General features: G+C 38.0%; 16 protein-coding genes. All 16 read left to right on the forward strand.

Features of this window, described 5'->3' with window-relative positions:
* Positions 1-7: 7 nt before the first annotated feature.
* The 16 genes from V2145_RS03845 to V2145_RS03920 all read left to right on the forward strand — a co-directional run bounded on the left by V2145_RS03845 (position 8) and on the right by V2145_RS03920 (position 13244).
* Positions 8-1189 (forward strand): flagellar hook-length control protein FliK, encoded by a 1182-nt coding sequence (locus tag V2145_RS03845; protein ID WP_330987332.1) that lies wholly within the window; start codon positions 8-10, stop codon positions 1187-1189.
* A 9-nt stretch (positions 1190-1198) separates the two neighbouring features.
* The gene (gene flgD, locus V2145_RS03850; protein WP_094912584.1) at positions 1199-1630 is read left to right on the forward strand and encodes a flagellar hook assembly protein FlgD; all 432 of its coding nucleotides are present in this window, start codon (positions 1199-1201) and stop codon (positions 1628-1630) included.
* Between the two features lie 25 nt (positions 1631-1655).
* The gene (gene flgG / locus V2145_RS03855) at positions 1656-2495 is read left to right on the forward strand and encodes a flagellar basal body rod protein FlgG (RefSeq protein WP_330987333.1); all 840 of its coding nucleotides are present in this window, start codon (positions 1656-1658) and stop codon (positions 2493-2495) included.
* 55 nt (positions 2496-2550) lie between these two features.
* Positions 2551-2760 carry a flagellar FlbD family protein gene (locus V2145_RS03860; protein WP_094912582.1) on the forward strand — a complete coding sequence of 70 codons (210 nt, stop codon included), beginning with the start codon at positions 2551-2553 and terminating at the stop codon, positions 2758-2760.
* A gap of 3 nt (positions 2761-2763) precedes the next feature.
* Positions 2764-3195 (forward strand): flagellar basal body-associated protein FliL, encoded by a 432-nt coding sequence (gene fliL, locus V2145_RS03865; protein WP_330987334.1) that lies wholly within the window; start codon positions 2764-2766, stop codon positions 3193-3195.
* Positions 3196-3225: 30 nt separating this feature from the next.
* Positions 3226-4221, forward strand: coding sequence for a flagellar motor switch protein FliM (gene fliM / locus V2145_RS03870; RefSeq protein ID WP_131888201.1), 996 nt, complete (start codon positions 3226-3228; stop codon positions 4219-4221).
* Positions 4218-5342, forward strand: coding sequence for a flagellar motor switch phosphatase FliY (gene fliY, locus V2145_RS03875; protein ID WP_131888200.1), 1125 nt, complete (start codon positions 4218-4220; stop codon positions 5340-5342). Before fliM ends, fliY begins: the two co-directional genes overlap by 4 nt.
* A gap of 22 nt (positions 5343-5364) precedes the next feature.
* Positions 5365-5727, forward strand: coding sequence for a response regulator (locus V2145_RS03880; protein WP_094912578.1), 363 nt, complete (start codon positions 5365-5367; stop codon positions 5725-5727).
* Positions 5728-5791: 64 nt separating this feature from the next.
* Positions 5792-6424, forward strand: a complete 633-nt coding sequence (locus V2145_RS03885) for a flagellar biosynthetic protein FliO (protein WP_330987335.1) — start codon at positions 5792-5794, stop codon at positions 6422-6424.
* Entirely contained in the window at positions 6417-7085 is a 669-nt protein-coding gene (gene fliP / locus V2145_RS03890; protein WP_094912576.1) for a flagellar type III secretion system pore protein FliP, read from the forward strand. The genes V2145_RS03885 and fliP overlap by 8 nt, the downstream gene beginning before the upstream one ends.
* A 9-nt stretch (positions 7086-7094) precedes the next feature.
* On the forward strand, positions 7095-7364 hold the full coding sequence (gene fliQ / locus V2145_RS03895) for a flagellar biosynthesis protein FliQ (protein ID WP_025908973.1): 270 nt from the start codon (positions 7095-7097) through the stop codon (positions 7362-7364).
* Positions 7365-7366: 2 nt separating this feature from the next.
* Positions 7367-8143 carry a flagellar biosynthetic protein FliR gene (gene fliR / locus V2145_RS03900; RefSeq protein ID WP_330987336.1) on the forward strand — a complete coding sequence of 259 codons (777 nt, stop codon included), beginning with the start codon at positions 7367-7369 and terminating at the stop codon, positions 8141-8143.
* 2 nt (positions 8144-8145) lie between these two features.
* The gene (gene flhB / locus V2145_RS03905) at positions 8146-9228 is read left to right on the forward strand and encodes a flagellar biosynthesis protein FlhB (protein WP_094912574.1); all 1083 of its coding nucleotides are present in this window, start codon (positions 8146-8148) and stop codon (positions 9226-9228) included.
* A 38-nt stretch (positions 9229-9266) separates the two neighbouring features.
* Positions 9267-11306, forward strand: coding sequence for a flagellar biosynthesis protein FlhA (gene flhA / locus V2145_RS03910; RefSeq protein WP_330987337.1), 2040 nt, complete (start codon positions 9267-9269; stop codon positions 11304-11306).
* Positions 11303-12382: a flagellar biosynthesis protein FlhF gene (gene flhF, locus V2145_RS03915; protein ID WP_330987338.1), complete on the forward strand. Its 1080-nt coding sequence runs from the start codon at positions 11303-11305 to the stop codon at positions 12380-12382. The genes flhA and flhF overlap by 4 nt, the downstream gene beginning before the upstream one ends.
* The gene (locus tag V2145_RS03920) at positions 12375-13244 is read left to right on the forward strand and encodes a MinD/ParA family protein (RefSeq protein WP_330987339.1); all 870 of its coding nucleotides are present in this window, start codon (positions 12375-12377) and stop codon (positions 13242-13244) included. Before flhF ends, V2145_RS03920 begins: the two co-directional genes overlap by 8 nt.
* The last annotated feature ends 9 nt before the right edge of the window (positions 13245-13253 follow it).

The following is a 13253-nucleotide window of genomic DNA, read 5'->3' on the forward strand; positions in this document are numbered from 1 at the left end:
TGAAGAAATGAAGGTAGCTATGCAGCCTATGCTTCCAGTTATGAAGGATAAGCCAAAGGTAGATACTACAGTTGCGACAGAGAATCCTTTTTTATTTCAAACGATGCTATATGGAGTAATTGAAACGACTAATAATCTCAGTGAAAGCAGTCAACCGATTAACCAGCCTTTAAACAATCAAATAATGAACGTAGCTAGTAGCGAAGACTTGACTGAATTTTTAGCGTTGTTTGAGCTTCATTTAGAAGAAGGGGATGGTAACAAGACAGAGGGAGAAGAGCAAAGTATTTTGTTTAAACCTTTTATGGAGTTTATTCAACAGCTCCCTACGAGCGGAACAAAAGAGTCTAAGCTTCAGCAATTGCTTTCCAGTGCTACGAATTTAAAGGCGTACTCAGAAGATGTCACGTTACGGGGAAACATAAAAAATTTTGTTAAAGAATTTCAGCAGTTTTTTCAACTTTTGCGAGAGCTTGTTCCAGTGGAGCCCAGTCAGCTAAAAACACTGCAAGAAAAGCTACAGCAGCCTGAGATACAACCTGTTCAGTTCTCTCATAAAGAGATGAACAAGTTTATCGACATAATTACCAAAAGGATTGCTGCAGCACGTGATAATCATTTGATGCCAATTAACCAATTAACAAGAATAGAAGCTGGTGAGTCAGGTGATCAAAAAAATTCTGTTGATAAAGGGGCGTTTATACCGGGTGAAATGAGCAAGCTGCAACAGCTATCGCTTCACGTAAACACGAATTTACCAAAAGATATGCAAGCATCAAAGGTGATGAAGCAAATTCAAGAGCTACTGGTGAAAGCTTCTTTTCATCAGAATGCCTCTCAAACGAAGCTAGTGTTAAAGCTTTTCCCTGAAAGATTAGGATCGATTCAAATTGAGTTAGTGCAGCGAAATCATGAGACTGTCGCTCGAATTATTGCATCATCTTCTCAAACAAAAGACCTCTTAGATACTCAGCTAGGGTCTTTGAAACAAACGCTTATGAATCAGCAGGTGCAAATGGATAAGGTTGAGGTTTTTCATACAGCTGATCAGTGGATGGCGAACGATAAGGAGCACCAGGAGCAAAGACATAAGCAAGAAAAGCAAACTGTAAAAGATGAAGAGGATGAAGAAAGAAATCAACCTTTTTTGAGCTCATTAGAAGAAGCATTAATTAACTACAATGTGTAGGTGACGAAGATGACAGATGCCATTCAATCCAATTTATATTTAGCAAATCAGCCCGTACAGCAAAAGCAAACAGGCTCAAGTTCACTAGGAAAAGATGATTTTTTAAAGATTTTAATTACCCAATTACAAAATCAAGACCCAACTAGTCCTATGGAAGACAAGGAATTTATTTCTCAAATGGCTCAGTTTTCAACACTGGAACAAATGACAAATATGAGCACATCAATAGAGGGATTTTTACAAGCAGTCCAAAGTGAATCTCCAATTTTAAAAGGCAGTGAGCTTATTGGCAAGACAGTTTCCTGGATGGATGAAACGAATAAAGAGAAAGAAGCTGTTGTGAAAGCCACTTCTGTAAAAGACGGTAAGCTTACTTTTATGTTAGATGATGAATCTAATACAACGTTAACTCTTAACGATATTTTATCGGTCACTCGTTAAACACTATAAATAAGGGGGAAATTACATGTTACGTTCAATGTATTCTGGAATTAGTGGAATGAAAAATTTTCAAACGAAGTTAGACGTAATTGGTAATAATATTTCAAATGTTAATACCTATGGCTTTAAGAAAGGGCGTACAACATTTAAAGATTTAGTTAGTCAGCAAATAGCAGGAGCGAGTGCACCGGGAGAGAATCGAGGCGGCGTGAATCCAAAGCAGGTAGGCCTTGGATCTCAAATTGGAACAATTGATACGATACATACTTCTGGAAGCATTCAGCCAACCGGTCGGCCACTTGACCTGGCTATTTCAGGAGAAGGGTTCTTTACTGTTGGAACAGGTGCCGGGGGTCAAGTGGTGAATGATCCGCTGTATACAAGAGCTGGGAACTTTTATCTAGATGCAGACGGTAACGTGGTAACCGCAGAAGGGCTCTTTTTGATTGGTGAAACAGCAGGAGGCGGCCTAGGAAAGTTACAAATTCCTAACGATGTTAAAAGCTTTAGTATCGGCCAAGATGGAACCGTGAACTACGTGAATGCTCAAGGCACTTTACAAACTGCTGGTCGAGTTGTTTTAGCAAAGTTTCCGAACAACGACGGTCTTGAAAAAGTCGGAGGTAACCTTTTTTCTGAAACAGCTAACTCAGGTAGTGTAATAGATGGAGGTGGCTTTCAATTAAATGAACCAGGAGCAAACGGAACAGGAACGCTCGTATCAAGCGCTTTAGAGATGTCTAACGTTGACTTATCGGAAGAATTTACAGAAATGATCGTATCCCAGCGTGGTTTCCAAGCAAATACGCGCATCATCACAACTTCTGATGAAATTCTACAAGAGTTGGTCAACTTAAAACGATAAATTAATAGCCTAGGAGGAAAGAAGCTGGGCTTATCAGTTTGGCTTTTTATCAGGTATGGTAACTTTAACAAGATTAAATGGAAAGCAATTTACGCTAAATGCAATTTACATAGAGCAAGTGGAATCCTTTCCTGACACGACCATTACGCTAACAAACAATAAAAAGTTGGTTGTAAAAGAATCAGTTGCTGAAGTGAACGAAAAGGTATGCGCTTATTATCAATCGGTTAATGTGTTGGGTCTGCGACGTGATATGGAGGAGTAAGCTTTGTTTAAAAATAAGTTAGTTGGTACTATGGTTATTATTTTATTGTCTTTGACATTGATTGGAAGTATTGCGGTTATTGTAACGTTAAAGCTAATAAGCGAGCCGGTAGCTGAAGCGGCTCCTTCCATTGATGAAGTGATTGATTCATCTGTTGATATTGCTGATATTAAAACGAATTTAAAAAGCAATAATTATATTAGTCTATCATTTAAGATTCAAATGGACAGCAAAAAGGCAGCTAAAGAATTGCAGAAAAGAGAGTTCCAAGTAAAAGACATCATTATTAAAGAACTATCGGAGATGACAGCTGAGGATTTCGAGGGGAAAAAAGGTTTAAAAGCACTTGAAGAGCGAATTTCCAAGCAAGTCGATAGCTCGATGGAGACTGGGCATGTGGTAAAGATTTATACGACCTCCAAGGTTCTACAATAATGGGAAGATGGCAGGTAGGAGGTGAGGTTTTTGGCCGGTGATGTATTGTCTCAAAACGAGATTGACGCACTGTTGTCTGCGCTGTCGACAGGAGAGATGGATGCACAGCAGTTAAAAGATGAAAATACGAAAAATCGCGTCAGGTCCTATGATTTTAAAAGGGCCCTACGATTTTCAAAAGATCAAATTAGAAGTTTAACAAGAATCTATGAGAACTATGCGAGACTGTTAACAACATTGCTGTCAGCTCAACTACGAACGATAACACAGGTTTCAGTTGTATCAGCAGACCAAATCCCTTATGAAGAATTTGTTCGTTCGGTTCCAAGTATGACGGTTTTAAATGTCATGTCAGTCGAACCATTGGATGGCAGAGTGATCATGGAAGTAAATCCAAATATTGCATACGCAATGTTAGACCGCATTTTAGGCGGTAAAGGGGAAGCTGGAAATAAAAAAATAGATAACTTAACAGAGATTGAAACCAAACTACTTTGTAATTTGTTAGATAAAACGCTAGATAGTATGGAAGAGGCCTGGAGCTCAGTTGCTGTGATTAATCCAGCAATGGAAGAATTTGAAGTGAACCCACAGTTTTTACAAGTTATATCACCAAATGAGATTGTTGTGGTCATTTCACTAAGCGTACAAATTGGTGAAGAAACAGGCATGATTAACTTATGTATTCCACACGTTACGCTGGAGCCTATTATTTCAAAATTATCGGTGCATTATTGGATGCAGTCATCTAAAAAAGAGCCAAACGAATTAGAGGTTGAACAGCTTCGAACACAAGTTCAAGATGCAACGGTTCCAGTTGTTGCAATGCTAGGGCAAACTGATATATCCATTGAAGACTTCCTTTCCTTAGATAAGGGAGATATTATTCGATTGGATCGAGGGGTTAATCAACCTCTTACCGTTCAAGTTGGCGGCGTGCCAAAGTTTAGTGCACAGCCTGGACAGTTGAAAAGGAAGTTAGCAATTCAAATCTTAAGTCAGTTTAAGGGGGGAACGTCGCTATGACAGGAGATATGCTTTCTCAAGATGAAATCGATGCATTGCTAAAAGGAACGTCTTCATTAGACCCTATGCCTTCAAGTAGCAACATAGAAGAAAGTGAAATTAGTAAGCACTTTACGGAGATGGAACGTGATGCGCTTGGTGAAATTGGCAATATTTCATTTGGTAGTTCTGCTACTGCGTTGTCAACTTTATTAAACCAAAAAGTTGATATTACAACACCTTATGTTTCATTGATTCATAAAGAAGAATTAAAAGAAGAATTTCCTAATCCGCATGTTGCGGTAGAAGTTCATTATACAGAAGGGATTTCAGGGCGGAATTTACTTGTTATTAAACAAAGTGATGCAGCTATTATTGCTGATTTAATGCTTGGTGGAGACGGAAAAAATCCAGGAGAATTGCTAGATGAAATTAAACAAAGTGCTGTTCAAGAAGCAATGAACCAAATGATGGGTTCGGCAGCCACGTCTATGTCTACGATTTTTCAAAAGAAAGTAGATATTTCACCACCGAGCCTTGACATCTTAGATCTTCCAGAGGGAGAAGGAGCGAACTTACTAGAAGGTGACGATGTCTTAGTTAAAGTTTCATTCAACTTAAAAGTTGGCACGTTAATTGACTCTAATATTATGCAGCTTTTATCTTTGCCTTTTGCAAAAGGATTAGTAAATGAACTGCTAAATCCGGTTGCTCACGAGGAAGAAGAGGATGAAATTATTCAAGAAGCCCCTTCTCAGCCGTTGGAAAACCATGTAAGTGAACCATTACAGCAAGAGCCAGTTATGCCAGCAGCTCCTGTTAATGTTCAACCTGTTGCTTTTTCATCTTTTGATGGAAATGAAATGCCTTCACAGCCAGAAACACGTAATTTAGATATGTTACTAGATATACCGCTTCAAGTAACTGTTGAGTTAGGGCGCACAAAACGAACTGTTAAAGAAATCTTAGAGATGTCATCAGGATCAATTATTGAACTAGACAAGCTTGCTGGTGAGCCGGTGGACATTTTAATTAATAGCAAGCTGATTGCTAAAGGTGAAGTCGTAGTAATTGATGAAAACTTTGGCGTTCGCGTGACGGATATAGTTAGTCAGCGCGATCGTATTAATAAATTAAAGTAATTTTATATAGGGGGAAAATAAAATGAGTAAACGAGTATTAATTGTAGACGATGCAGCATTTATGCGTATGATGATTAAGGATATCCTTACAAAAAATGGATACGAGGTTGTAGGGGAAGCTGCTGATGGAATGCAAGCTATCGATCTTTATAAAGAGCATCAGCCAGACCTTGTAACAATGGATATTACAATGCCGGAAATGGATGGAATTACGGCTTTAAAAGAGATTAAGCAACTGAATCCAGCTGCGAGAGTTATTATGTGTTCAGCGATGGGACAACAAGCAATGGTTATCGATGCAATTCAAGCTGGCGCAAAAGACTTTATCGTCAAGCCATTCCAAGCAGACCGAGTTCTTGAAGCTATTTCAAAAGCTGTAGGATAAAGAAAACAGTGGAGCAGCTGCTCTGCTCCACTTTGTACTATGAAAAGGTAAGAGGTGGCAAACGTTGCTGCGATATATCGTATTTATTTTAGGAATCGCTGGAAGTCTATTGTTTCAAGATAGTGTAAGTGTGCAAGCGGCAGAAACATCAGATTCAGTGAAAGAATGTATAGAAAATCCAAGTGCTTGTGAAAAAGAGTTGGATGCTAATACAGTTGGTGACAGCAATTCCAATCAAGGTGCGACTATTTCAGCTGGTGAAGTAGTAAAAATGTTATTTGCTTTTGCATTTGTGATTGGTTTATTACTAATTGTATTAAGGGTTGTTAAGTCCAAAGGAAATATGTTAAAGCAAAATCAGTTAGTGGAAAATTTAGGTGGAACAAACCTTGGGAATAGCAAATCTGTTCAAGTTGTCAAGGTAGGTGAGCAGCTGTTCGTTGTAGGTGTAGGAGACAATATTGAGCTGCTTTCAGAAGTGGTTGGAGAAGATAAAGAGCAGTTGTTAAAGAAATACCAAGATCAACACAGTGATGGTGAATATAAAGTGATTCTTCCATCACTATTTGAGCGAAAAGAAAAGGAAACAATTCCAGTTAAAAATATAAAATCTTTTACACAATCGTTAAGTCAAATAATGAAAAAGCGGAAAGCCAAGTTGGAAGAATTAGAAAGGAACCGTAAGCAAAATGAATGAAGTAATGGAGATTTTTAATGCTAGTAATGCTGAAAGCGTATCAACGTCAATCCAGCTATTGCTGCTTCTAACGGTTCTGTCAATTGCTCCGGGTATTTTAATTTTAATGACATGCTTTACTCGAATTGTCATTGTCCTTTCGTTTGTTCGAACGTCACTAGGTACTCAGCAAATGCCTCCCAATCAAGTGTTGTTAGGGCTCGCTTTATTTATAACGTTCTTCGTTATGGCACCAACATTTTCACAAGTGAATAAAGAAGCTTTACAGCCGTTATTGAATGAAGAAATTAATCTAACAGAGGCGTATGATCAAGCCGCACTTCCTATGAAAGAGTTTATGAGTGCTCATACGCGCCAAAAAGACTTAGCATTATTTTTGGAATATGCAGACATGGATAGACCAAGCTCAGTAGAAGACATTCCATTAACAGCATTGGTTCCTGCATTTGCAATTAGTGAATTAAAAACAGCATTTCAAATTGGTTTTATGATCTTTGTTCCGTTTCTTGTCATCGATATGATTATTTCCAGCGTATTAATGTCGATGGGAATGATGATGTTACCGCCTGTTATGATTTCTTTGCCGTTTAAAATTTTGCTTTTTGTTTTAGTAGACGGTTGGAATTTAGTCATTAAATCATTATTAATAAGTTTTCAATAGGTGAAAAATATGAATGGAGAATTTGTTATTTCGTTAGCAGAAAAAGGCGTATATACAATCTTAATTGTGTGTGGTCCACTTTTGCTATTAGCACTCGTTGTCGGCTTGCTTGTCAGTATCTTTCAAGCAACAACTCAGATTCAAGAACAAACCTTGGCCTTTGTGCCAAAAATTGTAGCGGTCCTTGTAGGAATTGTATTTTTTGGTCCATGGATGTTATCTAAGATGGTGTCATTTACGTATAATATTTTTTCAAACCTACATAGGTATATTGGATAAAAATGACACAACTTATCAGTATTTATCCAACATTTCTTTTAGTTTTAGTACGATTGTCCGCTTTCTTTATTACGGTACCGCTCTTTTCATATCGTACAGTTCCGGCTTTTCACAAAGTAGGGCTAGCAACAGCTTTATCACTTGTGGTAATCACAACATTAGATTTCCCAATTATTCCACTTGATAGTCACTTTTTGCTTCTTATCATTAAGGAATGTCTCGTGGGGATTTCGATGGGGTTAATTGCATATATCGTGATTATGGCTATTCAGATTGCAGGTGGGTTAATTGATTTTCAAATGGGCTTTGCTATTGCTAACGTGATGGATCCCCAAACGGGTGCTCAAAGTCCTATTACCGGTCAGTACCTCTATATTTTTGCACTGCTCTTTTTATTATCGACTAACGGTCATCATTTGTTAATAGATGGAGTCTATCATAGTTATGAAGTATTAAAGGTTAACGAACTTTCATTTTCAGTTGGAAGTGAACTCTTTGTGACGACCATTATAAAAACGTTCAGCATGATGTTCTTATTAGCCGTTCAAATGTCGCTTCCGGTTGTGGGTGCGTTGTTTCTTGTCGATATAGCACTTGGAATTGTCGCAAGAACGGTACCTCAGCTTAATATTTTTGTAGTAGGATTTCCGCTTAAAATCATCGTGGCATTTCTTTTTCTAATCGTTGTTATGGGAAGTATGTTTTATATGATGCAGCTAATCTTTGAATACATGCTAGAGTCGATGCGAACGATGATTCATTTACTAGGAGGAGTATAAAGATGTTTCTCGTTCGGTTAGATTTGCAGTTTTTTGCGGGAGAAAAAACGGAAAAGGCAACGCCTAAAAAAAGGCAAGATTCTAGAAAAAAAGGACAAGTAGCAAAAAGTCAAGACGTCACGACAGCTATTATGCTACTCCTTGTTTTTCTCTATTTTATGTTCGGGGCTCGGTATGTGCTTGAAAAGATGATGCTTATTATAAAGGAGTCTTTTCAGACATATATGCTAACGGAAGTTACGGAAGAAAGTGTATTTATTTTGCTACGAGACTTACTCCCTGAAATTGTGTATGCACTCGGACCTATTATGCTCGTTGCCTTGGTAGGTGCGCTTGCAGCTAATTACATGCAGGTTGGCGTTCTCTTTTCAGCTGAACCTCTGCAGCCAAAACTGGAAAAGATTGATCCAATTAAAGGAGCAAAAAGAATTTTTTCGATGAGAGCAATTGTTGAACTATTGAAGTCTACGCTAAAGATTCTCTTAATCGGTGCTGTTACGTTTGCAGTGTTGTGGCTTAATATTGATCAGGTTCTCATTTTATCTCATCGCAGCATTGGAGACAGCTTAGTATCACTAGCGAAATTAGTTTTGCAAATGGGACTTGCAGCCTCTTGTGTTTTACTTTTATTGTCTGTTCTTGACTACATGTACCAAAAATTTGATTTTGAAAAAAATATTCGTATGTCAAAGCAAGATATTAAAGATGAAAATAAAAACGTGGAAGGCGATCCGCTCATAAAATCTAAAATTAAGCAGAAACAGCGCGAAATGGCAATGTCTAGAATGATGCAAGAAGTGCCAAAAGCTGATGTTGTCATTACGAATCCAACTCATTATGCAATTGCTTTAAAGTATGATGAAGATAAAATGGATGCTCCGTATGTAGTAGCAAGCGGAGTAGATTTCGTAGCTCAAAAAATAAAAGCTGTTGCAAAAAGCCATGAAATTATTATGGTAGAAAACCGGCCTTTAGCAAGAGGCTTATATGAGCAAACAAAAGTTGGCGATGTTGTGCCTGAAGAGTTTTTTAAGGCAGTAGCTGAGATTTTAGCGTATGTGTATCGCATTCAAAAAAAGGTATAAGTATTGAAGATTATAAGAAATAAGGAGAGAAATGATTCATGTCTGCAAGAGAGTTACCAGTTGTTATAGGTGTTGTACTCATTATTGTTATGCTTGTTATTCCGCTCCCATCTTGGTTGCTCAGTGTGTTAATTATGGTAAATATATCTCTTGCACTGCTTGTTTTGCTTGTATCAATGAACATGAAAGAGCCGCTTGAGCTATCTGTGTTTCCATCGTTACTGCTTGTACTGACACTTTTCCGCCTCGGGTTAAATGTATCGACCACAAGAGCTATTTTAGGTGAAGGTAATGCAGGTGGTGTGGTAGAAACATTCGGTAACTTTGTTATTGGTGGGAATCCACTTGTAGGGTTCGTTGTTTTTGTTATTTTAATTATCATTCAGTTCTTAGTTATCACAAAAGGAGCTGAGCGTGTCTCAGAGGTAGCTGCACGCTTTACTCTTGATGCAATGCCTGGGAAACAAATGAGCATTGATGCTGATTTAAATGCGGGAATGATTTCCGAAAAAGAAGCCATTCAAAGGCGTGAAAAAATTCAGCGTGAAGCCGATTTTTACGGATCAATGGATGGAGCCAGCAAGTTTGTAAAGGGAGATGCAATTGCTGGTATTGTTATTACACTCATTAATATCTTATTTGGAATCATTATTGGAATGATGCAGATGGGTATGAGCATTGGAGAGGCATCTCAGACGTTCACTTTATTAACAGTTGGCGATGGGTTAGTCAGTCAGATTCCAGCATTAATGATTTCGACTGCTACAGGTATTATTGTAACAAGAGCTGCTTCTACGGGGAATTTAAGTCAAGATATCACCGGACAGCTATTTGCGTTTCCTGCAATGTTATACGTTACTGGAGCAACAATTGCTGTTCTTGGTCTCATTACGCCAATCAATGATTTATTAACACTACCATTAGCACTTTTACTAGCAGCGGGAGGTTATTATTTATCTCCTAAAAAAGCAAAACTTCTTTTAAACGAAGAAGCCGCATCAGAAGAAGATGTGCCAGCTGATGATATGAAAAGTCCTGAGAGTGTTGTAAATTTACTGAGCGTAGATCCTATTGAATTCGAATTTGGTTATGGTCTTATCCCTTTAGCAGATACAAATCAAGGAGGGGACTTGTTAGACCGTATCGTTATGATTCGCCGCCAGCTCGCTTTAGAGCTTGGCTTAGTAATTCCTGTTGTAAGAATTCGCGACAATATTCAATTACAGCCAAACGAATATCGGCTAAAAATTAAAGGGAATGAAATGGCAAGAGGCGATTTGTTGCTCGATCATTACCTAGCAATTAGTCCTGGAATGGGTGACGATATGATAGAAGGCATTGATACAATTGAGCCCGCCTTTCAAATGCCAGCCAAGTGGATTAATGAAGCAACGAAAGAGCAAGCAGAGATGTTTGGGTATACGGTAGTAGATCCGCCTTCAGTGGTATCAACACATATTACAGAAGTAATTAAAGCGTATGCTCACGAGTTAATAGGTCGTCAAGAAACAAAACAATTAATTGATCATGTAAAAGAGTCGTATCCAATTTTAATTGAAGAGGTTACCCCATCTCCACTCTCAGTAGGAGAAATTCAACGAGTATTGGCCAAATTATTAAAAGAGCAGGTATCGATTCGAAATTTGCCAGTTATCTTTGAAGTACTAGCTGATTATGGAAAGATGACATCTGACACGGACTTATTAACAGAATATGTTCGTCAAGGATTATGTAGGCAAATCACGACCCAGTATGCTGCTGGAGAGCAGCTGCTTCGCGTCATTACGCTATCGGGGAAAGTTGAAAAAGTACTAGCTGAAGGAGTTCAGCAAACAGAACATGGAAATTATTTATCATTGGATCCATACGTTTCCCAAAATATTGTGGAGCATATCGTTGCTCAAGTTGATGGAGCAGGGTTTCAAGATCAAACACCGATTGTTCTTTGCTCACCAGCCGTACGGATGTATGTCCGACAGTTAACAGAACGGTATATACCGCAAGTTGCGATTTTATCATATAACGAACTAGAAGCCAGTATTGAAGTTCAGAGCGTTGGAGTGGTTGATTTATCATGAAGGTAAAAAAGTATGTGGCATCTTCAATGCCAGAAGCAATGAAAGTTATTCGAGCAGAGCTTGGTCCAGAAGCCGTAATTTTAAAGTCTCGTTCTGTTAAAGTTGGTGGATTTCTGGGTGCGTTTACTAAAAAAAAGTTAGAAGTTATTGCAGGGGTAGATGACCAAGTCAAAAAGCCTAAAAAATATGTTAAAAATCATACAAATGAAGAGTTAATGAAGCAGGTTAATGAATTAAAACAGCTGATTACAACGATGCAACCATCAAGAAATACTAGTGTTGAATATCCGTTCCTTGTTCAAAAAGCTATTTCATTTTTGCAGCATCAAGAGATTGAAGAGCGTTTATTAAAAGAAGTAAGAGATAAAGTCATGGAGTTATATTATACAACACCTTCGCTAGGCGATAAGCAGCTGGTTGAGTGGCTGAAAAACTGGTTTGAAGAGTACCTATCCCATTCAGAATGTTCAAAAGTGTTTCAAAAAAAATATATCAACGTTGTTGGTCCTACCGGTGTTGGTAAGACAACAACGCTAGCAAAATTAGCTGCGTCATGTATTTTAGAACAAAATCAAAGAGTTGCATTCATTACAACTGATACATATCGTATTTCAGCTATCGATCAATTAAAAACATATGCATCCATTCTAAATGTCCCAGTTGAAGTTTGCTATAACAGTGAAGATTTTCAACAAGCTCTTCAGAGATTTAATGAATACGATATTGTGTTCATTGATACAGCAGGTCGAAACTTTTTAGACAGCCAGTACATTCATGACCTCCACAATATGCTGTCATTTAATGAATACATGGAGACCTTTTTAGTACTAACAGCGACGGCAAAAATGGCTGATTTACGTGAGGTTTACAAGCAGTTTAGTAGTATACCAATCGATTCAATTATTTTGACAAAGCTAGATGAGACCACAACATTTGGTCCAATTATTAATTTGCTAACGGAGTGTCAGCTACCAGCTGCTTTTATAACAATTGGACAAGATGTTCCTGACGATTTAGAGAAATATACTACTAAAAAAATAGTGAATTATCTGTTTGGGGATTGGAAATATGAATGATCAAGCGGCGGCTTTAAGAAAAAGAGTGGCAGCGGTCAAACATGTTTCTAATGAATGGACGGAGGCTAAGACGTTAGCGGTTATTAGTGGAAAAGGAGGCGTTGGAAAGTCTAATTTTTCACTAAACTTTTCCTTGGCTTTACAGGAGAAAGGGCATCGGGTACTGCTGTTTGATATGGATATTGGAATGGGCAATATCGACGTATTGATGGGAATTGCTTCGAGTTACACCATCGTGGATATGTTAGAGAATAAATGGCCCATTCAGCGTGTCATCAAACAGGGAACACAAGGCCTATCCTACATTGCTGGCGGGTCTGGAATTACTTCTTTATTTGAGTGGAAGCGACAGGACTTACAATATTTAATTAATCAATTTAATTCTGTTGCTCAAGACTATGATTACTTAATTTTCGATATGGGAGCAGGAATGACAGAAGGCGTCATTACCTTTTTAAAAACAATGGATGACATGGTGCTCATTACTACACCTGAACCAACATCCATTACCGATGGCTATGCTGCGCTAAAGTTCTTACATCTATATGGTGTAAATGCCTCTTTTAAGATGGTAGTAAATAAATCACTCTCTATCAAAGAAGGTGTAAGTACGTATGAACGTTTTAATCAAGCGGCTAAACAGTTTTTAAAATGCTCAATTGAATTGTTAGGAATAATAGCAGAAGATCGCTGTGTTTCTCATTCGGTAAACAGTCAAGTGCCATTCGTTTTGCATTATCCTAAAGGCAATGCGAGCCAAGGAATTAAAGATATTGTAAATCAATATGCAACATCATCTAGTACCAGAAATTACGGCATTGGATTTGTAGCCAGGCTCAAGAAGTTATTTCTCGAAAGGTAGGGTTGCTAG

Origin of the sequence: Priestia sp. GS2 (genome assembly GCF_036409025.1) — a bacterium.
In the GTDB taxonomy this organism is placed as follows: Bacteria; Bacillota; Bacilli; order Bacillales; family Bacillaceae_H; genus Priestia; species Priestia aryabhattai_A.

Coding starts and splice junctions, on each gene's coding strand:
- fliP (WP_094912576.1), top strand. CDS start 6,417: ATGAATGAAGTAATGGAGATTTTTAATGCTAGTAATGCTGAAAGCGTA.
- flhA (WP_330987337.1), top strand. CDS start 9,267: ATGTCTGCAAGAGAGTTACCAGTTGTTATAGGTGTTGTACTCATTATT.
- V2145_RS03845 (WP_330987332.1), top strand. CDS start 8: ATGAAGGTAGCTATGCAGCCTATGCTTCCAGTTATGAAGGATAAGCCA.
- V2145_RS03860 (WP_094912582.1), top strand. CDS start 2,551: ATGGTAACTTTAACAAGATTAAATGGAAAGCAATTTACGCTAAATGCA.
- V2145_RS03920 (WP_330987339.1), top strand. CDS start 12,375: ATGAATGATCAAGCGGCGGCTTTAAGAAAAAGAGTGGCAGCGGTCAAA.
- fliY (WP_131888200.1), top strand. CDS start 4,218: ATGACAGGAGATATGCTTTCTCAAGATGAAATCGATGCATTGCTAAAA.
- flhB (WP_094912574.1), top strand. CDS start 8,146: ATGTTTCTCGTTCGGTTAGATTTGCAGTTTTTTGCGGGAGAAAAAACG.
- flgD (WP_094912584.1), top strand. CDS start 1,199: ATGACAGATGCCATTCAATCCAATTTATATTTAGCAAATCAGCCCGTA.
- flgG (WP_330987333.1), top strand. CDS start 1,656: ATGTTACGTTCAATGTATTCTGGAATTAGTGGAATGAAAAATTTTCAA.
- flhF (WP_330987338.1), top strand. CDS start 11,303: ATGAAGGTAAAAAAGTATGTGGCATCTTCAATGCCAGAAGCAATGAAA.
- fliQ (WP_025908973.1), top strand. CDS start 7,095: ATGAATGGAGAATTTGTTATTTCGTTAGCAGAAAAAGGCGTATATACA.
- V2145_RS03880 (WP_094912578.1), top strand. CDS start 5,365: ATGAGTAAACGAGTATTAATTGTAGACGATGCAGCATTTATGCGTATG.
- fliR (WP_330987336.1), top strand. CDS start 7,367: ATGACACAACTTATCAGTATTTATCCAACATTTCTTTTAGTTTTAGTA.